The organism is Gluconacetobacter liquefaciens (assembly GCF_003350405.1).
In the GTDB taxonomy this organism is placed as follows: Bacteria; Pseudomonadota; Alphaproteobacteria; order Acetobacterales; family Acetobacteraceae; genus Gluconacetobacter; species Gluconacetobacter liquefaciens.
Genome location: NZ_QQAW01000003.1, coordinates 327,163 through 348,757, shown reverse-complemented (window position 1 = coordinate 348,757; position 21,595 = coordinate 327,163). Strand labels below are relative to the sequence as shown.

General features: G+C 66.7%; 19 protein-coding genes. 10 read left to right on the top strand and 9 right to left on the bottom strand.

Features of this window, described 5'->3' with window-relative positions:
- Positions 1 to 44: 44 nt before the first annotated feature.
- Positions 45 to 1,031 carry a bile acid:sodium symporter family protein gene (locus tag C7453_RS07835; protein WP_114726965.1) on the bottom strand — a complete coding sequence of 329 codons (987 nt, stop codon included), beginning with the start codon at positions 1,029 to 1,031 and terminating at the stop codon, positions 45 to 47.
- A gap of 168 nt (positions 1,032 to 1,199) precedes the next feature.
- On the opposite strand from C7453_RS07835, the gene C7453_RS07830 reads away from it, so the two are divergent.
- From C7453_RS07830 to C7453_RS07820, 3 genes are all read left to right on the top strand, one after another.
- Positions 1,200 to 2,132: a DUF1634 domain-containing protein gene (locus C7453_RS07830; RefSeq protein WP_114726964.1), complete on the top strand. Its 933-nt coding sequence runs from the start codon at positions 1,200 to 1,202 to the stop codon at positions 2,130 to 2,132.
- Positions 2,133 to 2,452: 320 nt separating this feature from the next.
- Positions 2,453 to 3,049, top strand: a complete 597-nt coding sequence (locus C7453_RS07825) for a cupin domain-containing protein (RefSeq protein WP_114726963.1) — start codon at positions 2,453 to 2,455, stop codon at positions 3,047 to 3,049.
- Positions 3,046 to 3,759: an NADPH-dependent F420 reductase gene (locus tag C7453_RS07820; protein ID WP_114726962.1), complete on the top strand. Its 714-nt coding sequence runs from the start codon at positions 3,046 to 3,048 to the stop codon at positions 3,757 to 3,759. Before C7453_RS07825 ends, C7453_RS07820 begins: the two co-directional genes overlap by 4 nt.
- 49 nt (positions 3,760 to 3,808) lie before the next feature.
- Here C7453_RS07820 and C7453_RS07815 read toward each other — a convergent pair whose 3' ends face one another.
- On the bottom strand, positions 3,809 to 4,354 hold the full coding sequence (locus tag C7453_RS07815) for an HdeD family acid-resistance protein (RefSeq protein ID WP_114726961.1): 546 nt from the start codon (positions 4,352 to 4,354) through the stop codon (positions 3,809 to 3,811).
- A 127-nt stretch (positions 4,355 to 4,481) separates the two neighbouring features.
- On the opposite strand from C7453_RS07815, the gene C7453_RS07810 reads away from it, so the two are divergent.
- The 3 genes from C7453_RS07810 (at position 4,482) to C7453_RS07800 (ending at position 7,558) form a co-directional block, all read left to right on the top strand.
- A complete protein-coding gene (locus tag C7453_RS07810) occupies positions 4,482 to 5,021 on the top strand; it encodes a P-loop NTPase family protein (RefSeq protein WP_114727081.1) in 540 nt (179 codons plus the stop codon).
- Positions 5,022 to 5,268: 247 nt separating this feature from the next.
- The gene (gene rpsD / locus C7453_RS07805) at positions 5,269 to 5,886 is read left to right on the top strand and encodes a 30S ribosomal protein S4 (RefSeq protein WP_114726960.1); all 618 of its coding nucleotides are present in this window, start codon (positions 5,269 to 5,271) and stop codon (positions 5,884 to 5,886) included.
- Between the two features lie 100 nt (positions 5,887 to 5,986).
- Positions 5,987 to 7,558 (top strand): peptide chain release factor 3, encoded by a 1,572-nt coding sequence (locus C7453_RS07800; RefSeq protein ID WP_114726959.1) that lies wholly within the window; start codon positions 5,987 to 5,989, stop codon positions 7,556 to 7,558.
- On the opposite strand, the gene C7453_RS07795 is transcribed toward C7453_RS07800, so the two are convergent.
- On the bottom strand, positions 7,530 to 8,933 hold the full coding sequence (locus tag C7453_RS07795; RefSeq protein WP_114726958.1) for an MATE family efflux transporter: 1,404 nt from the start codon (positions 8,931 to 8,933) through the stop codon (positions 7,530 to 7,532). The genes C7453_RS07800 and C7453_RS07795 overlap by 29 nt on opposite strands.
- A gap of 125 nt (positions 8,934 to 9,058) precedes the next feature.
- Here C7453_RS07795 and cysS point away from each other — a divergent pair, with 125 nt between their 5' ends.
- Both cysS and C7453_RS07785 read left to right on the top strand, forming a co-directional pair.
- On the top strand, positions 9,059 to 10,420 hold the full coding sequence (gene cysS / locus C7453_RS07790; RefSeq protein ID WP_114726957.1) for a cysteine--tRNA ligase: 1,362 nt from the start codon (positions 9,059 to 9,061) through the stop codon (positions 10,418 to 10,420).
- A complete protein-coding gene (locus tag C7453_RS07785; RefSeq protein ID WP_174787920.1) occupies positions 10,417 to 11,211 on the top strand; it encodes an RNA methyltransferase in 795 nt (264 codons plus the stop codon). The genes cysS and C7453_RS07785 overlap by 4 nt, the downstream gene beginning before the upstream one ends.
- A gap of 139 nt (positions 11,212 to 11,350) precedes the next feature.
- On the opposite strand, the gene gltX is transcribed toward C7453_RS07785, so the two are convergent.
- The 4 genes from gltX to C7453_RS07765 all read right to left on the bottom strand — a co-directional run bounded on the left by gltX (position 11,351) and on the right by C7453_RS07765 (position 15,815).
- Positions 11,351 to 12,685, bottom strand: a complete 1,335-nt coding sequence (gltX, locus tag C7453_RS07780; protein ID WP_114726956.1) for a glutamate--tRNA ligase — start codon at positions 12,683 to 12,685, stop codon at positions 11,351 to 11,353.
- A 60-nt stretch (positions 12,686 to 12,745) separates the two neighbouring features.
- On the bottom strand, positions 12,746 to 13,075 hold the full coding sequence (locus C7453_RS07775; RefSeq protein ID WP_220791199.1) for a hypothetical protein: 330 nt from the start codon (positions 13,073 to 13,075) through the stop codon (positions 12,746 to 12,748).
- Between the two features lie 121 nt (positions 13,076 to 13,196).
- The gene (locus C7453_RS07770) at positions 13,197 to 14,378 is read right to left on the bottom strand and encodes a beta/alpha barrel domain-containing protein (RefSeq protein WP_114726955.1); all 1,182 of its coding nucleotides are present in this window, start codon (positions 14,376 to 14,378) and stop codon (positions 13,197 to 13,199) included.
- 21 nt (positions 14,379 to 14,399) lie between these two features.
- Positions 14,400 to 15,815: a class II 3-deoxy-7-phosphoheptulonate synthase gene (locus C7453_RS07765; protein ID WP_114726954.1), complete on the bottom strand. Its 1,416-nt coding sequence runs from the start codon at positions 15,813 to 15,815 to the stop codon at positions 14,400 to 14,402.
- A 407-nt stretch (positions 15,816 to 16,222) separates the two neighbouring features.
- Between C7453_RS07765 and C7453_RS07760 the strand changes: the two genes are divergently transcribed.
- Positions 16,223 to 16,585 (top strand): hypothetical protein, encoded by a 363-nt coding sequence (locus C7453_RS07760; protein ID WP_114726953.1) that lies wholly within the window; start codon positions 16,223 to 16,225, stop codon positions 16,583 to 16,585.
- A gap of 67 nt (positions 16,586 to 16,652) precedes the next feature.
- On the opposite strand, the gene gorA is transcribed toward C7453_RS07760, so the two are convergent.
- Together gorA and C7453_RS07750 are read right to left on the bottom strand one after the other, a co-directional pair.
- The gene (gorA, locus tag C7453_RS07755) at positions 16,653 to 18,050 is read right to left on the bottom strand and encodes a glutathione-disulfide reductase (RefSeq protein WP_114726952.1); all 1,398 of its coding nucleotides are present in this window, start codon (positions 18,048 to 18,050) and stop codon (positions 16,653 to 16,655) included.
- 13 nt (positions 18,051 to 18,063) lie between these two features.
- Positions 18,064 to 18,954 carry a ferredoxin--NADP reductase gene (locus C7453_RS07750; protein ID WP_114726951.1) on the bottom strand — a complete coding sequence of 297 codons (891 nt, stop codon included), beginning with the start codon at positions 18,952 to 18,954 and terminating at the stop codon, positions 18,064 to 18,066.
- 201 nt (positions 18,955 to 19,155) lie between these two features.
- Here C7453_RS07750 and C7453_RS07745 point away from each other — a divergent pair, with 201 nt between their 5' ends.
- Positions 19,156 to 21,588, top strand: coding sequence for a helicase-related protein (locus C7453_RS07745; RefSeq protein WP_114727078.1), 2,433 nt, complete (start codon positions 19,156 to 19,158; stop codon positions 21,586 to 21,588).
- Positions 21,589 to 21,595 lie beyond the last annotated feature (7 nt).

Below are 21,595 nucleotides of genomic sequence, written 5' to 3'. Positions count from 1 at the left end.
GTCAGTCCCGCCACCAACGCGGCTTGGGGACACGCTCCAAGGCGTCAGGACGCTTTCTGTAGCGCCTCGGATTCCTGCCGACGTTCCCAGGCGCCGGCATAGCGGCGGGCCAGCACCGCGCAGACAAAAAGCTGGATCTGGTGAAAGATCATTAGCGGCAGCACCACCAGCCCCACGGTCGCGGCTGGAAACAGCACGTTCGCCATCGGCACGCCCGATGCCAGGGTCTTCTTCGACCCGCAGAACACGATCGCGATCTCGTCTTCCCGCGGAAAGCCCAGGACCCGGCTGCCCAACGTGGTGATCAGCAGCACAAGAGCCAGCAGGATACTGTCCGCCAGCATGATCAGCCCGATCTGCGAGAGCGGCATCTGGTGCCACAATCCCTGCACCACGGCCTCGCTGAACGCGGTATAAACCACGATCAGGATCGATCCGCGATCGGTCATGGACAACAGGCGCTTGTTGCGATGCGCCCATTTACCCAGCCAGGGTTGCAGCACCTGCCCCAGCACGAAGGGCAGCAGCAATTGCAGCATGATGGCGACAACGCCCCCCTGCCCCGAAGCCGTACCGTGACGCGCCAGCACCAGCCCGGTCAGGATCGGGGTGATGAAAATGCCCAGGATGTTGGATGTGGTCGCGGCACAGACGGCAGCCGGCACATTGCCCCGCGCGATCGAGGTAAACGCGATCGAGGACTGCACCGTGGAAGGCAGGCAGCACAGGAACAGGATGCCCAGCCAGACCGACGGATGCAGCATGTTCGGAAACAGCGCGTGCAGGCCCAGCCCCAGCAGCGGAAACAGCGCGAAGGTACACAGCAGGATGGCCAGATGCAGCCGCCAGTTCACGATGCCCCCGACCACGGCCTCACGCGACAGACGCGCGCCCTGCATGAAGAACATCACGGCAATGACCGCGATCGCCAGATCCTGAAAGACCGGCACGGCAGCGCCATGACAGGGCAGGACCGTGGCGAGGATCACGGTGCAGACGAGGCTGATCAGGAACGGATCGGGCTTGAGCATCGGAAATAGTCCGCTGGCGATGGATACACTGGGTTTGAAGAAGTCGAGTCGGCGGTCCGCACCATGGACCGGCGCGATCTCCGCCGGAATATCGCAGCGTGCCTCGCCTCGGTCACGATCCCGTGCCAAGGAAGGGCGGTATAGGATCGTAATTGCCGGGGCAAGTCGATGATCACGCGCATTCCCGTTCTGCCGCTTCTCGTCGGCATCGTTCTCGCCATGGCCGGCACCTTACGCGCCGCCCCATTGCCGCCCACCTGCGCCATCGGCACGGCCGGAAGCCTGTCGACCTCGCCGGCCGGGGCCACCGCCCACAATTACGGGCTGCATTTCTCATCCGGCGCGGGCGCCCCTTCGCTGCACGCCGCATCGGTCACGGTCACCGGAGCCGGCAGCAGCGCAGACGACATGCACGATATCCTCGACGCCGCGTCGGTCGTGCTGCTGGGGGCACTGGTGAACCATCATAGTTCCGGCTGCACGGCGGATTATTTCCTCTCGACCCTCCAGCCGATCCTGTCCGGACTGGCGGCCGGCAGGGCGTATGATATTTCCTGGTCCGCACCGGTCGCCCATACCGGCACGAAACAGATCCGCTTCGCCGCCATGCACCTGCATCTGTCCGGCGGCAGCGGCACGCAGCCCATCGCCGTTTCGCTGGACCTGCACGGCGCCGGCATGAACGGCGACACCGTACTGGCATCCCTGCTGCCGCAGGACGCCCGATCGGATTTCGCGGTGCCGGCCCAGGCGCTCGGCCCCCTGCTGGCCGCGACCGCCGGCCGCCCGGCCCAGAGCGTCGCCGTGCCGGTCACGATCCGAACGTTGCAGGCGCGGCGTGGCGACATGCAGCTTGAGGGCAGCGGCTCGGCAGAACTGACCGGCAGCCCCGACGCGGCCTCCGCCCGCGGCCATATGAGCATGCGCAACCTGTCCGAACTGATCGAAACCCTGCGCGCCGCCGGCCAGACCCGGCCCGCCGCCGCCCTGATCATCGCCAATCTGGTCGGGCATCATACCGATGCCACCGATACGGCCTGGGATGTCGAATGGTCCGGCGGCATTCTTACCGTCAATCACATCCCGCTCCCCCTGCGCTGAGAGCCTGACCGAAAATGCGCGCTGGTGGCGATCCGACGCACGTTTCCAGCGCTTCGGTGCTCACGGCCATCAAGGCCGCTCCGCTCCGATGCTCAGAAACACACGCCGGACGCGGCCCTGACGAGCCGCTCTCGCTCACCAGCCCGCATTTTCGATCAGGCTCCGAGAGACAAGCCTGTCTGGACATACACGCCGGCGGCGACCCGACGCACGTTTCCAGAACGGCTCCGCGCACCGTCTCTTAAACTGCTTTTCACTGGTCGCCCGTTTCACGAACGAGACATAGTAAAGCCTCCACCCACCGCTGGAGGACACCGGACATGACCGTCTCGCGACGCGCTTTCCAGACTTTCCTCGCCGGTCTCGGCCTCTCGCTGGCCGGCGCGGAAGTGCATGCCGCCGGCGCGCTCGACCATGATGTCGAGTCCTTCATGCTGCCGCGCAACGACTGGGTGCCCAACAACGACCACCTGCCGGTCCTCTATTACCGCAACGTGCTGGCCCTTCCGGGCCACGACCCGGCTTCGGCGTTCGAGGACCTGTTCACCGCCAATGGCTGGCCACCCCAATGGCGCTGGGGGGTCTATGATTTCCACCATTTCCATTCCACGGCGCACGAGGTGCTGGGGGTCGCGTCCGGCTCGGCCCGGCTGATGCTCGGCGGCCCCGGCGGCCGGGTCGTCGATGTCCGGGCGGGTGACGTCGTGCTGCTGCCCGCCGGCACCGGCCACCGCAACCTGGGCTCGGATGACGATTTCCTGGTCGTCGGCGCCTATCCGCCCGACCAGCATTTCGACCTGCGCCGCAACGCGCTCTCAGCCGAGGAGATCGCACACATGAACCACGTCCCCTTCCCCGCCAGCGACCCGGCAAAAGGTGCCGGCGGCCCGCTGACCGCCCTGTGGCACCAGGCATGACACACGCCATGCACCGCCGCACGCTCCTGGCCGGACTATGCGCCCTGCTACCCGCCCGCCTTGCCCTGGCGGCACAATCCCTGCGCATCGGCACCATCGGGGCCGGGCATGTCGGCAGCACGCTGGCCGGCCTGTGGTTGCGCGCCGGTCATCCCGTCATGCTCTCGGCCAACGATATCGCCTCGGCCCGCTCGGCAGCCGAGGCGCTGGGCCAGAACGCGCAGGCCGGCACACCGCAGGATGCCGCCCGGTTCGGTGATGTCGTCCTGCTGGCCGTTCCCTACGGCGCGCTTCCCAGCGTGGGCGCCAGCCTGCACGGCCTGCTGGCCGGGAAGATCGTGATCGACGCCTGCAATCCCTATCCGTGGCGCGACGGCGAAATTGCCCGCACGGCGCGCAAGCAGGGTGCGGGCATCACCACCCAGTCCTTCTTCCCCGGCGCCCACATCGTCCGCGCCTTCAATTCCGAAGATATGTCGACCATCCGCGCCGAGACCCACCGCCCACCGCCATTGCTGGGCATTCCCTATGCCGGCGACGACCCGGCGGCCATGCGCACGGTCGGCACCCTGATTGCCGAGGCCGGGTTCGACCCGGTCGCGGTCGGCCCGCTGGAGGCAGCCCGCCTGTTCCAACCCGGCTCCGACGGGTTCGAGGCCAACCTGACGGCCCCGGACCTGCGCACCCGCCTGGGTCTGCCCCGGACATGAAAACGGGGGGCCATGCCCCCCGCATCCGTCTTCTGGATGGTTCTCTGCTTCAGGGACCGGTCAGAGTGTTCGCCTGACGCAGCGCGAGGCCGAACTGCACCCAGCCCACGCCGGCGGCAATCAGTTCCACCGCGATGAAAGTGCCGATCAGCCACAGCCCGGACCAGGGCAGCGTCATATACAGGCACACGCCGACCAGCAGGCTGATCAGCCCGGCGCCCAGAATGATCCACCAGCCGTTTAGCTCACGATGCCGCGCCGCGATCAGCATGCGCATGGTTCCCGACACGATCAGGCACGCGGCGATGAACAGCGTCAGCACGATCGACCCCGTGACCGGCTCATACATCAGCGAAATACCACCGGCGACGTAGAGCGCGCCGCCCAGCAGCGACAGCATGAAGCCACCCCAGTCGCGCACCGCGAAAGCATGGAACAACTGCGCCCCACCCGCGATCACCAGCACGATGCCGATGATGACGGTGCTGGCGAGGGTAACGGAAATCGCATCGATCCAGGCGACAATGCCCAGCGCGACGGACAGCAGACCCAGCAGGACGAATAGTTGCCAGCGCTGCGTAAACGGGGTGGCCATGGCTTCTCCTCAATAATATCTGGAACAGTCGATATTGTGGATTATACGGACTTTACGGCTGACTACACCGGCTTTTTTGATACCTCCCGCCATGCGGCACGTGACCGCCCTCATCCTGCGATCCCCGATGACGACCCTTGCCGAGCTTGGCCCGCGCATCTGCATCATGGGCCCATCGAATAGCGGAAAATCCACCCTGGCCAGCACGATCGGGCGCGCACGCGGCCTGCCGCCCATTCATCTGGATCAGTTGTCCCACCTGCCCGGAACGGATTGGGTACCAAGAGCGGATGAAGACTTCATGACCCTCCACGATGCCGCCATTTCGGGCCGGCATTGGGTCATGGAGGGCAATTATTCCCGGTACCTGCCGCAAAGGCTGGCACGCGCAACGGGCTTCATCCTGCTCGACACCTCTACCGCGACCAGCCTCCTGCGATATTTCCGTCGTTCATGGTTCGAGCACGAGCGCCATGGCGGACTGGACGGGGCGCAGGACAGCGTCAAATGGGAGATGATCCATCACATCGCGGTCGCCACCCGAAAGAACCGCCGGAATTACAGGGCACTCTTCAACAGGATCAGCCTGCCGAAGATCAGCCTGCCCACGACGGGCGAGGTCGCGCGCTTCTACCGCTCGGAAAATCTTGTCCGTCCCACATCCTGACCCGATCCCCTGCCCACCGCCACCATCCCATCCGGTTGACAGGCCGGGGCCGAACCGCCTATAGGCCGCCTCCACTGCCGGGAACGTGGACGGACCGGCCGGTGCCTGATCGGGTGATTGCTCCCCGGCACCGGTAATGCGGTTCGCGCCCGCCCTGTTCATGCGGAACAGGGCCTACCGGTGCAATACAGGGCGGCAGCCGGCCTTCGGGTCACGATGCCGTCCATCGACTATGAAAGACCGCGCGATGAGCAAGCGCCTCGAGAGCAAGTACAAAATCAATCGCCGCCTCGGCGTCAACCTGTGGGGCCGCGCGAAGTCGCCGGTCAACAAGCGGGAATACGGCCCCGGCCAGCACGGCCAGCGCCGCAAGCAGAAGCCGTCGGACTTCTCGGTCCAGCTGATGGCGAAGCAGAAGCTGAAGGGCTATTACGGCAACATCAGCGAGAAGCAGTTCCGCAAGTATTACGACGAGGCCGTGCGCCGCAAGGGCGACACCTCCGAGAACCTGATCGACCTGCTGGAGCGCCGGCTGGACGCGGTCGTCTATCGCCTGAAGTTCGCGATGACGCCGTTCGCCGCCCGCCAGTTCGTCAGCCACGGCCACATCACGGTCAACGGCCGCAAGGTCAACATCCCGTCCTTCCTGGTGCGCGATGGCGACGTGATCGAGGTCCGCGAGAAGTCCAAGCAGCTCGCCATCGTCCTCGACGCGGCGCAGAGCGGCGAGCGTGACGTGCCGGAATATGTGGAAGTCGATCACCGCCAGATGAAGGGCCGCTTCGTGCGCGCGCCGAAGCTGTCGGACGTTCCCTACCCGGTGCAGATGGAACCGAACCTGGTCATCGAGTTCTACTCGCGCTGATCCGGTCTTCCAGACCAACGACCGCAGCGCCGGGCGCGGGGGAAACCCCTGCGCCCGGCGTCTGTGTTTCTGGGACCAGCCGCCCGAACCACAAGCCCGCATGGATTTTGCCGTGAACGCCGAGCCCTCCACCGACCTCGCCCCGACCATCGCCCGTGAAATCGCCCGGCGGCGCACCTTCGCCATCATCTCGCACCCCGACGCGGGCAAGACCACGCTGACCGAACGCATCCTGCGGGCCGGCGGCGCGATCCAGATGGCGGGCAACGTGCGGGCCAAGGGCGAACGCCGCCGCACGCGGTCGGACTGGATGGGAATCGAGCGCGATCGCGGCATCTCGGTCGTCACCTCGGTCATGACGTTCGAATATGGCGGCTGCATCTTCAACCTGCTCGACACGCCGGGCCACGAAGACTTCTCGGAAGATACCTACCGCACGCTGACGGCCGTGGACTCCGCGGTGATGGTGATCGACGCCGCCAAGGGCATCGAAGACCGCACGCGCAAACTGTTCGAGATCTGCCGCCTGCGCGATATCCCCATCGTCACCTTCATCAACAAGATGGACCGCGAGGCGCAGGACCCGTTCACGCTGCTGGACGAAATCTCCTCCGCCCTGGCGCTGGACACCGCACCGGCCACCTGGCCGGTCGGCCGCGCCGCGCAATTCGCCGGCACCTACGATCTCCGCGAGCGCCAGCTTCATGTCTCGCCCCCGCTGGAACAGTCAGACCCGCGCATGGTGCAACTGGCCGAGGAGTTGGAACTGGCCGAGGCCGCGCTGCCGACCTTCGACCGCGAAAGCTTCAATGCCGGCCACCTCACGCCCGTCTTCTTCGGCAGCGCGATGAAGGAAATCGGCGTGACCGACCTGCTGGACGCGCTGGTCGCCTTCGGCCCGCCGCCGCGCGACCAGGCAACCGAAACCCGCACCGTCCGCGCGGACGAAACCGGCCTGACCGCCCTGGTCTTCAAGATCCAGGCCAACATGGATCCCAACCACCGCGACCGCATGGCCTTCGCGCGGATCTGCTCGGGTCGGCTGGAGCGCGGCATGCGGCTCAAGCACACCCGCACCGGCAAGCAGTTCGCCCTGCACACGCCCCAGTTCTTCTTCGCCCGCGACCGCCAACTGGCCGAGGAAGCCTTCGCCGGCGACGTGGTGGGCATCCCCAACCACGGCACGCTGCGCATCGGCGACACGCTCACCGCGGGCGAGGACCTGCGCTTCACCGGCGTCCCGCATTTCGCGCCGGAAATCCTCCGCCGCGTCCGCCTGGACGACGCGATGAAGGCCAAGAAGCTGCGCCAGGCTCTCACCGAACTGGCCGAGGAAGGCGTGGTCCAGCTTTTCCGCCCGCAGGACGGCGCCCCCCCCATCGTCGGCGTGGTCGGCACGCTGCAGCTCGACGTGCTTCAGGCCCGCCTGGGCGGCGAATACGGGGTGAGCATCGGCTTCGAATCCACCCCCTACAACCTCGCGCGCTGGGTGGTGGGCGACAAGGCCAAGCTGGAACTGTTCGCCATGGCCAACCGGTCGGCGATGGCCGACGATCTGGACGGCGACCCGGTCTTCCTCGCCGGCTCGGCCTTCATGATGCGCCGCACGGCCGAAATGAACCCCGACCTGACCTTCCACGACATCAAGCAGATCGGCGTGGAATCCCGCTGATATCGGCCTCGGGCGGCGTCACGGCCGCCCGTTCCCTGCCCAGCGTATAGACAACCCGCGCTCCCAGCATCAGCGCCACGACCACCAGCGCCGTCGCCACGCCGCCCCATAGCCCCACCACGCCAAACCCGCACCGAAAGGCCAGCCAGTTGGCCAGCGGAAAGCCCACGCCCCAGTAACCGGCGACAGCCAGCACCATCGGCACCATGGCATCCCCACGCCCGCGCAGCACGCCCACCAGCACCGCCTGCGTGCCGTCGGCCATCTGAAAGATCGCCGCCACCAGCAGCGCCGCCGTGGCGATCCGCATGCTCTCCGCATTGGCCGGCACCGACGGGTCCAGATAGAAGGCCACGATCCGAGCCCGCAACAGGTAGATCAGGCACCCCACCACCCCCATACCGGTAATCGCGGTGCCCACCGCCACCCGCGCGGCACGGCGCACCCGCTCGGGCTGCCCCGCTCCGGTCCAGTAGGCCGCCCGCACATTCGCCGCCTGCCCCAGCGCCATGGTCACCATGTAAGTGGTCGCGGTCACGCTCAACACGATCTGAAACGCCGCCAGCGCGCGCGGCCCCAATGTCGCCGCCTGCAACCCCGTGACCTCGAACAGCATGATCTCGGCTCCAGCCGCCGCGAACATCGGCAGCCCCAGCCGCAGCAGCACCAGCATGTCGGCCGCAAACGGCCGCAGCGGCCACAGCAGCAGGCGCAGATGCGGCCGGGAATGCACCATCGCCAGCAGCACCAGCGCGCTCCCCCACATGGTCAATGCGGTCGCCAGGGCCGATCCCTGCAACCCCAGCGCCGGCAGGCCGAACAGCCCGTGGATCAGCGCCGCATTCAGCACGCCGTTCACCACCGCCACCACCGGCATCACCCGCAGCAGCAGGCCCTGCGCATCCAGCGCCGGCAGCACCACTTCCACTACCCCGGTCCCGATCAGCGCAGGCGGCACACCCCACATCAGGATATGGGTAAAGGACGATACCGGACCGACAAAGGATTCGGGCTGATGCATCAACCGCAGCAGCGTGCCCGCCTGGTCCAGAATCGCCAGACACGGCAGGCACAGCAGCAGCGCCATCACCAGCAGCATGGCATGGATCGGGGCGATCCTGTCGCTGTCCCCCCGCCCGCGTGCCTGGGCAATCAGCACCCCGCCCGCCCCCAGCATCGCCTGCAAGACCGCGAGAACGGTAAAGAACAGCGTGGTGGACAGCCCGCCGATGGCCAGGGCATCCGCTCCCAGTCCGCCCAGCAGCACGCTGTCGGTCACGCCCATGGCCATCTGCGCGATCTGCGCCAGGGCGATGGGGGCCGCGACACGCAGCAGAAGACGAAGTTCCGATTGGGGCAAGGCTGGGTCCGACATGGGCGCATCCAGAGCAGATCGGCCCCCGAAAGACCAGATGCCGCACGTCGTATCGTTCTATTCCGCCGCCGCCATACACTAAGGGTGTTGCGTCCGCCCCGTCCCTGTCGCATCTAGGCGCCATCATGTCCGATACCATGCCGCAACTGACCCTGCACGACAGCAGCAGCCGCACGACGGTTCCCTTCGCGCCCCTCGATCCGGGGAATGTGCGGGTCTATTATTGTGGCCCCACGGTCTATGACCTGGCGCATATCGGCAATCTGCGAGCCATGATCACCGCCGATATCCTGGTGCGCCTGCTGCGCCACCTGTATCCGCGCGTCACCTACGTCCGCAACATCACCGACGTCGACGACAAGATCAACGCCCGCGCCCACGCCAACGGCGAGACGATCGACGCCCTGACCGCCCGCACGATCCGCGATTTCCACGACGATCTGGCCGCCGTCGGCGTACTGCCGCCGGACGTGGAGCCGCGCGCCACCCATCACATCGCCGAAATGATCGTGCTGATCGAGCGCCTGATCGCCAGCGGCCATGCCTACGAGGCCCAGGGCCACGTCCTGTTCGCCGTCGCCCACTTCCCCGGTTATGGCGCGCTCTCCGGCCGCTCGCCCGATGACCTGCTGGCCGGCGCCAGGGTCGAGGTCGCGCCCTACAAGCGCGACGCCGGCGATTTCGTGCTGTGGAAGCCCTCCGAACCCGGCCTGCCGGGCTGGGAAAGCCCATGGGGCCGGGGCCGGCCGGGCTGGCATATCGAATGCTCGGCCATGTCGCACCGCTATCTGGGCGAAAGCTTCGACATCCACGGCGGCGGCAGCGACCTGCTGTTCCCGCATCACGAAAACGAACGGGCACAAAGCCAGTGCTGCTTTCCGCACAGCCGCTTCGCGAACCACTGGGTGCATAACGCGATGCTGCTGGTGAATGGCGAGAAGATGTCCAAATCGCTGGGCAACTTCCTAACCATCCGCGACGTGCTGTCCGACACCCCCGCCGAGGCGCTGCGCCTCCTGCTGCTGCATGCCCAGTACCGCTCGGTGCTGAACTTCACCCGCACCGGGCTGGACGAGGCGAAACAGACGCTGAACCGCTTCTATCGCGCCATCGGCGATCTCACGCCCGACGAAACCGATCCGGTGCCGGATGAGGTCCTGGTCGCGATGTGCGACGATCTCAACACGCCGCGCGCCCTAGCCGAGATGCATGCCCTCGCCGATCGCGCCCTGGCCGGCGACCGCGACGCCGCACGCGGCCTGCGCGCGTCCGGCCGCCTGCTGGGCCTGCTTGGCCAGTCGGCCGATGCGTGGTTCCGCGCCGGTGCCAGCGTCGACGAGGCCGAAATCGAAACCCTGATTGCCGAGCGTCTCGCCGCCCGCAAATCCCGCGACTTCGCGCGGGCCGACGCCATCCGCGACGATCTCGCGGCACGCGGCATCCTGCTGGAAGACGGACCCTCCGGCACCACCTGGAGGCGCTCATGACCGGCCGTGATGGCGGGGCCGATATCGGCCCGATCGGCAACAGCCCGGTCGTGATCCTGGTACGCCCGCAGATGGCCGAAAATATCGGCACCACGGCGCGCGCCATGGCCAATGGCGGCTTATTCCACCTGCGGCTGGTCGCCCCGCGCGACGGCTGGCCGCTGGAACGCGCCTGGCGCGCGGCCTCCGGCGCCGACCGGATTCTCGACGCCGCCACGGTGCATGAAACCGTCGATGACGCGGTGGCCGACCTGCACCACGTCTTCGCGACCTGCCCCCGCCCGCGCCACATCGTCAAAACGGTGCTGACCGCCCGAGGCGGCGCCGCCGAACTGCGGCAGATGAGCAGCCGTGGCCTGCGCACCGGCCTGATGTTCGGCCCCGAGCGCGCCGGGCTGGACAACGAGGACATGGCCCGCGCCGACGCGCTGATCCGCTACCCGCTGAACCCGGCCTTCATGTCACTGAACCTGGCGCAGGCGGTCATGATCATGGCCTATGAATGGTGGATGGCCGAAGACGCCACCCCGCCGCGCACGTTGATGACCAATGAAACCCACGTCGCCACCAAGGGCGAACTGGATAATTTCATGCGCAATCTGGTGGGCCAGCTCGATGAATGCGGCTTCCTGCGCAACGAGCAGAAGCGCCCCGGCATGGTCCGCAACCTGCGCCACTTCTTCACCCGCGGCGAAGTCACGGAACAGGAACTCCGCACCCTGCACGGCGTGGTGACCGAACTGGCCCGTGGCCGCAAGGCGCGGGCAACAGATGGAAATTCCAAAGGGTAAGAACGCCGGTTTCTTTCTCGGGGGCAAACCATCCATCACCCCGAGACCATCCGGAACGCTTTTCATGCCGATGCAGCCGCATCGCTCATCCGGCAGCGCCTCGCATCAAAGGTTCGGGGGCACGAAGCCCCCGATACCATTATCGTGCGGCAATACGCAGCCGTTCCGCCACGCGCGCATGGCCCATCAACGGCAGCAGATCGCGCATTTCCGGCCCCTTCTCCTCGCCTGTCAGGGCCACCCTCAACGGATGGAACAGCGCCTTGCCGCTGCGCCCCGTCGCGGCACGGATCGCATCGGTCCAGCTCTTCCAGGTCTCGGAATCCCACGGATCATCCGGCAGAAGCGACAGCGCCTGAAGCAGATAGCCGCCCTCCTCCTCGTCCTGCACCGGCGGCACGATCGTGCCGCCGACCACATCCCACCAGTGCCGCAGTTCCGACAGCAGGTCGACATTGCCGCGCACGGCCAGCCAGAATGCCTCGGTCGCGCCTTCCGGCAGCAGGTCGCGCATGTCGGCAAACGGCTTCTGATGCATCACCTTGCGATTCAGCGCCATCAACTGCCGCATGTCGAACCGTGCGGCCGAACGCGAGACACGGCGGACATCATAGGTGGTCGCCAGTTCCGAAAAGGACAGCGGCGCCGGATCGTCCGAACTGCCCAGCCGCGCCAGATACGAGACGACGGCCCCCGGATCGATCCCATCCTGCCGCAGGGCACGCAGCGACAGCCCGTCGAAGCGCTTGGACAGCTTTCCACCCGCCTCGTCCAGCAGAAGCGGCAGATGCGCGAAGGTAAAGCGTCCCGGTCGCGCACCCAGCGCCTCGGCAATATCGATCTGCACGCCGGTATTGGTCAGATGGTCCTCGCCACGCAGCACATGCGTAACGCCGGTTTCCAGGTCGTCCACCACCGATGCCAGCGTATACAGCACCGTGCCGTCGGCCCGCACCAGAACGGGGTCGGAAATGGACGGCAGCTTGACCCGCGAGCGCCCCATGACCAGGTCATCCCACGCCACGATCCCGTCGGACAGCCGGAAGCGCCAGTAAGGCACCTTGCCGTTCGCCTCGGCCTGGGCACGCTGCTCGGCCGTCATGCGCAGCATGGCGCGGTCATAGACCGGCGGCTTGCGCATGCGGATGCGCGCCTCGCGCTTGGCGGCCAGTTCCTGCTCGCTCTCGAAGCACGGATACAGGCGGCCGCTATCCTTCAGCGTCTCGATCGCCGCCGCATAGCGGTCCAGACGATCCGACTGGCGGAACGTCTCGTCCCACCCGATCCCGAGCCATGTCAGGTCGGTGCGCAGCGCATCGGCATACTCCTCGCGCGAACGCTCGCGGTCGGTATCGTCGATGCGGAGCTGGAACGTGGCGCCATGGCGGCGCGCATACAGGGCGTTGGCAATCGCCTGGCGGGCGTTGCCGACATGGATCAGGCCCGTCGGGCTGGGCGCAAAGCGGAGTTTCATGCCGCCTATATGCGTCGGACACGCCGGAAAGACCAGCCGGAACGCCCGCCAGCCCGGCCGTTATTCGTCGATATCGTCTTCGTCGTCCTCGACCAGCCGGCGCGGGTCCAGCGCCCGCCAGTCCCGCTCCATCGACGTGGCGGGATTGGCCGTGAAATCGTCCAGTTCGTTCGCCGAACGCCAGGCCTCGTCACCCGCATCCTGGATTTCGGCATCCTCGCCGAATGTCAGCCACGATTGCAGCACCTCGCGCGGCGAAGCACCGGGCACGCGGCAGCGCTCGATGCTGTCGCGCACATAGGCCCGCGCAAACGCATTGGCATGGGACAGATCGACGAAACCGCCGATTTCCTCGACGATTCCCTCTTCGGCGCCGCCCGACAGATCCATGATCCGGACGCGCCAGCCCGACTCGTCCGCCGTGGAATCGGAAATGGGAGGAGTATCGGTCAAATGCGCAATTCCCTGTGATGATGCCCGCAGGGGCGCATGCCCCGACGGGAGAATGGGATCAAGTGCCGGCGGCAGCCCGATCGCCCGCGCGACGCAGCAGAAACTCACGGCCGACCTTCACGCGGGGTTCGCCGTCATACGACACGATGTCGGCGGTCGCATAGGTTTCCGACCAGCGATCGGGAATGAACGAGCCGGTTCCCACCACGTCGATCGGCGCATGCGCATCGGCCATCGCCAGGCATTTCTCGACGTTGAACCCCGACGAGACGATAATCCGCACCTTGGGGAACCCGGCCTCGTCCAATACCTCGCGCATGCGCCAGATCGCGGCGGCCGAAACACCGGTCCCGACCAGATTCCGCAATTCAGTCTCGGACCGGTAGCGCCGGATGGTGCCGGGGGTATTCCGCTCCAGCGCGGCATAGGATTTCTGGGGGTCCAGCCCCTCCAGAAACCGTCCGCCATGGGTGTCCAGCCGCACCGCCAGCCGCCCCGCCGCCGCCAGTTCCGGAAAGGCACGGCAGACCGCCAGCCCGTCCGTGACCTCGCGCCCGAAATAATCGGTCAGCACCACCAGGTCCGATTCGGGAAATGCCTCATGGAACATCTCGGCGGCACGCAGCGTCGAGCCGGCATAGCCGATCAGGGCATGCGGCATGGTGCCCAGCCCGGCCGGCTGGCCGAAAAAGCCCGCCGTGGCATCGTTCGCACCACCAACAAAGCCCATCGCTCCCTCGCTCCGGGCCGCGAGACTACCGATCGAGGCCGCATAGGCCATCTGTTCCTGCATCTCGAAGCCGGCGCAATGCCGCGCCTCCATGGCCAGAAAGCGCACTTTCGGCAGCGCCATCGCCATCTGGTAGGCATTCAGCGCCGCCACGCAGGGCGGCCCGAGTTTCTGCAACAGCAGCGTCTCCAGGTCGGCCAGCGCCGCGAACGAGCCGGTGATGTAAACCAGCGGCTCCCCCGCCCCGACCCAGGCCCCTTCGGGAAACATCACCTCATGCGTCAGGGATATCCCCCTGGCGCAGGCCACATTGTCCAGCCATTCGGTCATCAGCCGTGTCGCGGAGAGGACCGGCCGGCGGACGAACAGGGCATAGGTTACCCGCCGGTCGCCAAAGCGGGTGACGATGTCGCGCGTCCGGTTGAAATACGCATCGGTCCGCGCCCGGATGGTCGCATCATCCAGCGCCTGAGATGGACCGAATGCCGTAGGAGACTGGACTGCCGACATCGTTCCTCCGATGTTTTTCCGTTACGCGGCCTCCGTGCCCTTCTTGCCCAACCCGCCACGCAGACGCGCCGTCAATTCCTCGGCCAGCAGGAATGCCATCTCCAGCGACTGCTCGGCATTCAGCCTCGGGTCGCAGAAGGTCTCATACCGCTCACCAAGATCGGCTTCCGTCAAGCGGTGGGCACCGCCCACGCACTCCGTCACGTTCTGCCCGGTCATCTCCACATGCACCCCGCCAGGGTGCGCGTTTTCAGCCTGGAACACGTCAAAAAACCCGCGAATCTCGCTCAAAATCGCTTCGAACGACCGGGTCTTGATCTTGTTGACGGTCGAGATCGTGTTGCCATGCATCGGATCGCACAACCACGTGACCGTGCGCCCCGAGGCCACGACCTTGCGCAGCAGCGCCGGCAGATGCCGCGCCACGCCCTCGGCCCCCATGCGCGAGATCAGCGAGATCCGACCCGGCTCGTCCTTCGGATTCAGGATCTCCAACAGACGCTCCAGATCCTCGATCGTCGTCGTCGGCCCGACCTTGATGCCGATCGGGTTGCGCACGCCACGCAGGAACTCGACATGCGCGCCATCCGGCTGGCGGGTCCGATCACCGATCCAGACGAAATGAGCCGAGCAGTCGTACCATTCCCCGGTGGTGGAATCGATGCGCGTCAAAGCCTGCTCATATGGCAGCAGCAGCGCCTCGTGCGAGGTGTAGAACTCGGTCTCGTCCAACTGGCGGCTGGTGGTGCCGCTCACGCCACAAGCGGCCATGAAGGCCAGCGTCTCGTCGATCCGCTCGGCCAGCACACCATAGCGCTGGGCCAGCGGCGAACGCTCGACGAAACCCAGGTTCCAGCGATGCACCTCATGCAGGTTCGCATAACCGCCGCCGGCAAACGCCCGCAGCAGGTTCATCACCCCGGCCGACTGGAAATAGCCGGTTTCCATCCGCACAGGGTCAGGAATCCGCGCTTCGGGCGTGAACGCCGCACCGTTGATGATGTCACCGCGATAGGACGGCAGGCTGACGCCATCCACCGTCTCGCTATCCGACGAACGGGGCTTGGCGTACTGGCCGGCCATGCGGCCGATCTTCACCACCGGCACCTTGGCACCGAAGGTCAGCACCACCGCCATCTGCAACAGCACGCGGAACGTGTCGCGGACGATATCGGCGGTAAACTCGCTGAAGCTTTCGGCACACGCGCCGCCCTGCAGCACAAAGGCCTTGCCCTGCGATGCGGCGGCCAGGCTGGCCTTCAGGCGCCGCGCCTCGCCCGCAAAGACCAGCGGCGGATATCGGCGCAGCCGGTCCTCGACCGCCTGCAGCACGGTCGCGTCGGGATAGGTCGGAACCTGACGGATGGGAAACGACCGCCAGCTTTCCGGGGTCCAGGCCTGCCGGGAAGATTTGTCGTGGCTGTGCGTCGCACTCATGGTCGGTTCCTAAAATTCCTCTGATCGTCCGGTCGCGACATCCCAGCGATGCGCGCCGCCATCTTCCCCAGCCCGCGCCCCGATGGCCGGCCTTGCAAAGGGGGAGCCTTTATGTCGAAAATCGCCTCTCAACGCAAAGAGGATCGTCGTCTCGCAGGCGCCGGGCGACATATTCGTACGCCCGCATGGCCGATGCACCGCTTTCCTCGCCTGCCTGCCATGTTTTTCGGGCGTGCAACGATCCGCCGCAATCGGCTAGACCCAGCTGATACGGGGACAGGTCGATATCATATGCCACGGATCGCCCCGCACGGCCCCCACCCCGCCCACCTGCGGTACGGAAGGGTCTTAACGGCCCACGGCACACATGACATGTTGTGTCCCATATAAAAATGGAAGGATTCCCCATGCCGGCCACATTCCGCACCAGCCTGCTTCCGCTTCTGGCCGGCTTCTGCCTGCTTGCCGTCCCCGCGCTCGCCGCGCCCGGCGACACGCAGCAGCAATCGCAGAGCCAGGACGGGGTCGAAGCCCAGCGCGGCGAAGACCTGACCGTCAAAGGCCGTCGCAGCCTGCCGCCCGGCTATCAGGACGCACCGTCGATGGACATGACGCATGGGCCAGACCCGGATCACGAAGCCAACGTGCATCGTGATTCCGTCACTGGCACCGACCTGTCACGCTTCGGCAGTGCCTATCAGAGCAGCAGCCCCTACGGTCAGGGCCAACTCGGCGACGCCACAGGCAATGGCTGGGTCACGCCGCGCTAAGTCACCTCTCAGGAAAACGCGCGCCGCCTGATCCGGCGCGCGTCCGAAGCGGGCAACATCGCATATTTCAGTCGCTGGACCGCTCCGTGACCCGCGTGCGCGTCCGCATGGTCACGAATTCCTCGGCCGAGGTCGGATGAATGCCGACCGTGCGGTCGAAATCCTGCTTGGTCAGCCCTGCCGTCACGGCAATTGCCAGCCCCTGCATCATCTCCGGCGCATCGTCACCCAGCATGTGCGCGCCGACGACCTTCTGGCTCGCCTGATCCACCACCAGCTTCATCACCGTCTTGCGCGTGCGGCCACTGAGCGTGTGGCGCATCGGGGTAAAGCGCGCCAGATAGATATCGACATTGCCCTCGCGGGCGGCTTCGCTTTCGGTCAGGCCGACACTGGCCAGCGGCGGCGAGAAGAACACGGCCTTGGGCGTCGTCTCCAACGACCATTCGCGCGGATGTCCGTGACCGAACAGACGATCGGCCAGGCTGTGGCCCTCGGCAATGGCAACCGGCGTCAGGTTCATCCGGTTCGTCACGTCACCGATGGCGAAGATGCCCGGCACGTTGGTCTCGCCCACGGCATCGACGACGATCCGCCCACCGGCCGTCACCGACACACCGGCATGGTTCAGGCCCAGCGCACCCACGTTCGGGTTGCGCCCGGTGGCGAAGAACACGCAATCGGTCTCGATCTTCGCACCATCATCCAGTTCGACCGTGTAGTGGCGGCCATGGGCACGGATCGCGACCGGCGACCGCCCCGCATGCTGCCGGATACCCCTGCCCTCAATGGCCTCGTGCAGCGCCGTGCGCAGATCATGGTCGAACCCGCGTAGCGGCAGATGCTGGCGATAGACCAGATCGACGTCCGACCCCAGCCCCTGGAATATCCCGGCGAATTCCACGCCGATATAGCCGCCGCCGACCATGCACACCCGCTTCGGCCGCGCTTCGAGATGAAACGCCTGATCCGAAGAGATCGCATGCTCGATCCCCGGAATATCGGGCAGATCCGGCCGCGAACCGGTCGCGATCACGATCCGCGCCGCCGTAACGCGCTGCACCGGCGCATCGGGCGCCAACTCGCCGGGCCCGATCACGACGGTATGCGCATCCTCGAACCGGGCGGTGCCGGTAAACAGCCTTACCCCGGATTTTTCCAGCATCGAGACATAGATGCCGTTCAGGCGCGCGATCTCATGGTCCTTGGCGGCGATCAGCGCCGCCCAGTCATGATGGCCGGGGGCGAACTCCCAGCCGAAACCATGGCTGTCACGGGCCAGGTCGCCATATTCGGCGGCCTGAACCATCAGTTTCTTGGGCACACACCCCAGATTGACGCAGGTGCCGCCCCAATGCCGGTTTTCGGCGACGGCCACGCGGGCACCGTGCGCGGCGGCGATGCGCGCGCAACGCACACCACCCGATCCCGCACCGATGACGAACAGGTCGAAATCATACGTCATGTCGGATTCCCGATCAGCGTTCGGCGAACGCCTTTTCGACCACATAGGCACCGGGCTTCGAATTGTTGCCCTCGTCGAAGCCGCGGGATTCCAGCAGCGCTTCGGTATCGGCCAGCATTTCGGGCGAACCGCAGATCATCACGCGGTCATGCTCGGGGTCCAGTTCCGGAATATCCAGGTCGGTGAAGATCTTGCCGGACTCGATCAGCTTGGTGATGCGGTCGGTCACGGCGAATTCCTCGCGCGTCACCGCCGGATAGTACAGCAGCTTGCCCGACACATCCTCGCCCAGGAACTCATGCTGCGGCAGTTCGTGGCGGATATGGTTGGCATAGGCCAGCTCGCCCGAGATCCGCACCGTATGGCTCAGGATCACCTTGTCGAACCGCTCATAGACCGCCGGGTCCTTGATCAGGCTCATGAACGGCGCCAGCCCGGTGCCCGTCGAGAGGAAATACAGGTTGCGGCCGGGGCGCAGATTATCCAGCAGCAACGTGCCGGTGGGCTTGCGACCGATCAGCACCTTGTCACCCGGCTTGACGTGCCGCAGGCGCGAGGTCAGCGGGCCGTCGGGCACGGCGATGGAGAGGAATTCAAGCTGTTCCTCATAATTCGCGCTCGCGATCGAATAGGCGCGCAGCAGCGGCTTGCCCTCGACCTCGATGCCGATCATCGCGAACTGCCCGTTCTCGAACCGCAGCGCGGCATCGCGGGTGGTGGTGAAGCTGAACAGACGATCGGTCCAGTGATGAACGGTCAGGACCGTCTCGGCGTTCAGGTGGCCGTAGGTCTTGGTCGGCTCGGCCAGATGATACACGCCAGCCTCACCCGGAACGGGTTCCAGACCGCTCGGCACGGCCTCCGCAGGCAGGGTCCCAACAGGCTTGGTCAACGTATCGGACATGAGATCAGAACTCTCCGTCATGACAGGAACTCATAGGCCACGACCCGCGGCATGCGCCCCGTTCGTGCAGGAGGGAGAGATGTTTAAGCACCCCGCGCCCCCGATGCCAGCACAAAACCGCGATCGGAGGGTTGAGACACGGGCAGATCTGCCCCACGCACAACCGTTGTGAGATGACGCGCAATGGCGCACAAACCGGATATGACATCCAATTCCCCCGCCGTCAGCGCCGTCGCCGCCGCCATTGCCGAAACCGGCCTGACCGTCGAAACCCGCGAACTACCCAAACTGGAACGCACGATCGCCCGCGCCCTGACACCGGGGCAGGATCGCGTCGACGATGCAACTTTCCGCGCGGCGCTGTGTACCGTACGCCGCAAGCCGTGGGGCTCGCGCCTGATGGACCTCACCCGCCGGGCAGGTCAGGTGTGGGTCACCCGCGCGGATACCGAAGCCGCCGCCGCCACGATCGACGACCCGGAACCCGATGACGCCCGGCTGCTGGATGCGCTCTCGGTCGTCATCCGCGCGCGCCTGCGTGCCAGCGCCCCCACGCCCGAGGCAGCGGTCGAAACCATCCGCGCCGACCTGTTCGACGGCACCGGCCGCATCCTGACACCCGCCGAGACCGAAACCCTGTCCCGTGCGGTGGCCGAAGCTTTCGCGCTGGACCCGCGCTCGGGCTTCGTCGAGGGCATGCGGCGCGACGCCGACATCAGGCGGCAGGAACAGGAGGCCATCGAACAGGCCGCCCGCACCCGCCGCACCGAGGAAGAACGCCGGCTGCAAGAATGGGAAGCCAGCCTGGTCGGCTTCTCCGAAGTCCCGCGCCTGCTACGCTGCTCGGGCAAGGAGGCCCTGCGCTGGATCGCCGAAAACCGCCTGCCCGTCGCCCGCCGCGTGCCGCAGCCGGACGGCACGGAGCACTGGGAATTCGACCCCAGGGAACTGGTGGCCCTGCGCAAGCACCTGCCGGAATGGCGCGGCGGCGCCCCCTCCACCCCCGCCCTGGTTCCCGACGCCGGCACCCGCAAGGTGGGCAACGCCGTCATCGCCCGCGTCGCGGCACTCGATCGCTACGCCGCACATTTCAAGACCGCACGCGCATTGAAGCGCCGGATCACCCTGGTCACCGGCCCCACCAACAGCGGCAAGTCCCACACGGCGCTGGAAGCCCTGGCGCGGGCCGAAAGCGGCATGGCCCTGGCCCCCCTGCGCCTGCTGGCCCACGAATTCCGCGAGGCCCTGACCGCGCGCGGCGTCCCCACCTCGCTGGCAACGGGTGAAGAGCGGATCGACGTCCCCGGCAGCCGCCACCTCGCCGCCACGGTCGAGATGTGCCCGCTGCACAACCCCGTCGACGTCGCGATCATCGACGAAGCCCAGATGCTGTCCGATCCCGATCGCGGCGCGGCCTGGACGGCAGCGATCATGGGCGCCCCCGCACGGCATCTCTACGTGCTGGGCGCGCCTGACTGCGTGCCGATGGTCCGCCGCATCGCCGAACTCTGCGGCGACCCGCTGGATGAAGTCCGACTGGAACGCAAAGGCCCGCTGGTCACCGCCAGCGAGGCCGTCCAGATCAAGGACCTGAAACCGCACGACGCGCTGATCGCCTTCTCACGGCGCGAGGTGCTGGACCTGCGCGCGTTGCTGGTGGCGCGCGGCCGCAAGGTCGCCGTGGTCTACGGCGCGCTCAGCCCCGAGGTCCGTCGGGCCGAAGCCCAGCGATTCAATGATGGCGCGGCCGATATCCTGATCGCCACCGACGCCATCGGCATGGGCCTGAACCTGACGATCCGGCGCGTGATCTTCACCGCCCTGCGCAAGTTCGACGGCACCCAGACCCGCGACCTGAACGCACAGGAAGTCAAGCAGATCGGCGGCCGCGCCGGCCGCTACGGCAAGCACGAACAGGGAATCGTGGCGGTGCTGGCCGGCGCCGGCAGCGTCTCCTTCGTACGCACCATGCTCGCCGCGCCACCGGCCGAACCCACCGACCTGCGCCCGCAGGTCCAGCCCGATTCCGACATCATCCAGGCGGTCGCGGCCGAAATCGGGTCGGAGAGCCTGTTCGGCGTGCTGTCGCGCATCCGCCGCGCCGTGCTGCGCCATGACGACCCGAACTACCGCCTCGCCAACATGGAACAGGCCTTCGCCATCGCCACCGCATTGGAAGGCGTGACGGGCCTGACGCTGGCCCAGCGTTGGGTCTATGCGATGTGTCCGGTGGACGACCGCGACAACGGCATCCAGCGCCTGATCCAGTGGGCCGCCGATCACGCCGCCGACCGTCCGGTCATCCCGCCCGGCACCGGCCGCCTCCCCCCCGCCGAACGCGCCGATCGCGTCGAGTTGGAACGCGCGGAAAAGCGCCACAAGCGCCTGGTCGCCTGGCGCTGGCTGGCCCTGCGCTTCCCCGACGCCTACCGCGCGAGCGAAGACGCCGAGGACGCTACCGCCCGCCTCAACGACTGGATCGAAGACGTCCTGCGCCAGCAGAGCAGCCGCGCCCGCGCAGACAACGCCGAGCAGCCGGCCCACAAGCGCCCCGGCCCCCACAAACCAGGCAGGAGCTTCGGCAAAGGCCCGGCCGGCAACGGACGCAAACCCCGCTCATCCGCCCGCACCTAAGGCTGGA

Excerpts from the sequence above, each read along its gene's own strand:
- gorA (WP_114726952.1), bottom strand. The coding sequence starts at position 18,050 with ATGACGTATGATTTCGACCTGTTCGTCATCGGTGCGGGATCGGGTGGT.
- cysS (WP_114726957.1), top strand. The coding sequence starts at position 9,059 with ATGTCCGATACCATGCCGCAACTGACCCTGCACGACAGCAGCAGCCGC.
- C7453_RS07785 (WP_174787920.1), top strand. The coding sequence starts at position 10,417 with ATGACCGGCCGTGATGGCGGGGCCGATATCGGCCCGATCGGCAACAGC.
- C7453_RS07750 (WP_114726951.1), bottom strand. The coding sequence starts at position 18,954 with ATGTCCGATACGTTGACCAAGCCTGTTGGGACCCTGCCTGCGGAGGCC.
- C7453_RS07820 (WP_114726962.1), top strand. The coding sequence starts at position 3,046 with ATGACACACGCCATGCACCGCCGCACGCTCCTGGCCGGACTATGCGCC.
- C7453_RS07800 (WP_114726959.1), top strand. The coding sequence starts at position 5,987 with ATGGATTTTGCCGTGAACGCCGAGCCCTCCACCGACCTCGCCCCGACC.
- C7453_RS07830 (WP_114726964.1), top strand. The coding sequence starts at position 1,200 with ATGATCACGCGCATTCCCGTTCTGCCGCTTCTCGTCGGCATCGTTCTC.
- C7453_RS07765 (WP_114726954.1), bottom strand. The coding sequence starts at position 15,815 with ATGAGTGCGACGCACAGCCACGACAAATCTTCCCGGCAGGCCTGGACC.
- C7453_RS07815 (WP_114726961.1), bottom strand. The coding sequence starts at position 4,354 with ATGGCCACCCCGTTTACGCAGCGCTGGCAACTATTCGTCCTGCTGGGT.
- C7453_RS07770 (WP_114726955.1), bottom strand. The coding sequence starts at position 14,378 with ATGTCGGCAGTCCAGTCTCCTACGGCATTCGGTCCATCTCAGGCGCTG.
- gltX (WP_114726956.1), bottom strand. The coding sequence starts at position 12,685 with ATGAAACTCCGCTTTGCGCCCAGCCCGACGGGCCTGATCCATGTCGGC.
- C7453_RS07745 (WP_114727078.1), top strand. The coding sequence starts at position 19,156 with ATGACATCCAATTCCCCCGCCGTCAGCGCCGTCGCCGCCGCCATTGCC.
- C7453_RS07825 (WP_114726963.1), top strand. The coding sequence starts at position 2,453 with ATGACCGTCTCGCGACGCGCTTTCCAGACTTTCCTCGCCGGTCTCGGC.
- C7453_RS07775 (WP_220791199.1), bottom strand. The coding sequence starts at position 13,075 with ATGGATCTGTCGGGCGGCGCCGAAGAGGGAATCGTCGAGGAAATCGGC.
- rpsD (WP_114726960.1), top strand. The coding sequence starts at position 5,269 with ATGAGCAAGCGCCTCGAGAGCAAGTACAAAATCAATCGCCGCCTCGGC.
- C7453_RS07760 (WP_114726953.1), top strand. The coding sequence starts at position 16,223 with ATGCCGGCCACATTCCGCACCAGCCTGCTTCCGCTTCTGGCCGGCTTC.
- C7453_RS07835 (WP_114726965.1), bottom strand. The coding sequence starts at position 1,031 with ATGCTCAAGCCCGATCCGTTCCTGATCAGCCTCGTCTGCACCGTGATC.
- C7453_RS07810 (WP_114727081.1), top strand. The coding sequence starts at position 4,482 with ATGACGACCCTTGCCGAGCTTGGCCCGCGCATCTGCATCATGGGCCCA.
- C7453_RS07795 (WP_114726958.1), bottom strand. The coding sequence starts at position 8,933 with ATGTCGGACCCAGCCTTGCCCCAATCGGAACTTCGTCTTCTGCTGCGT.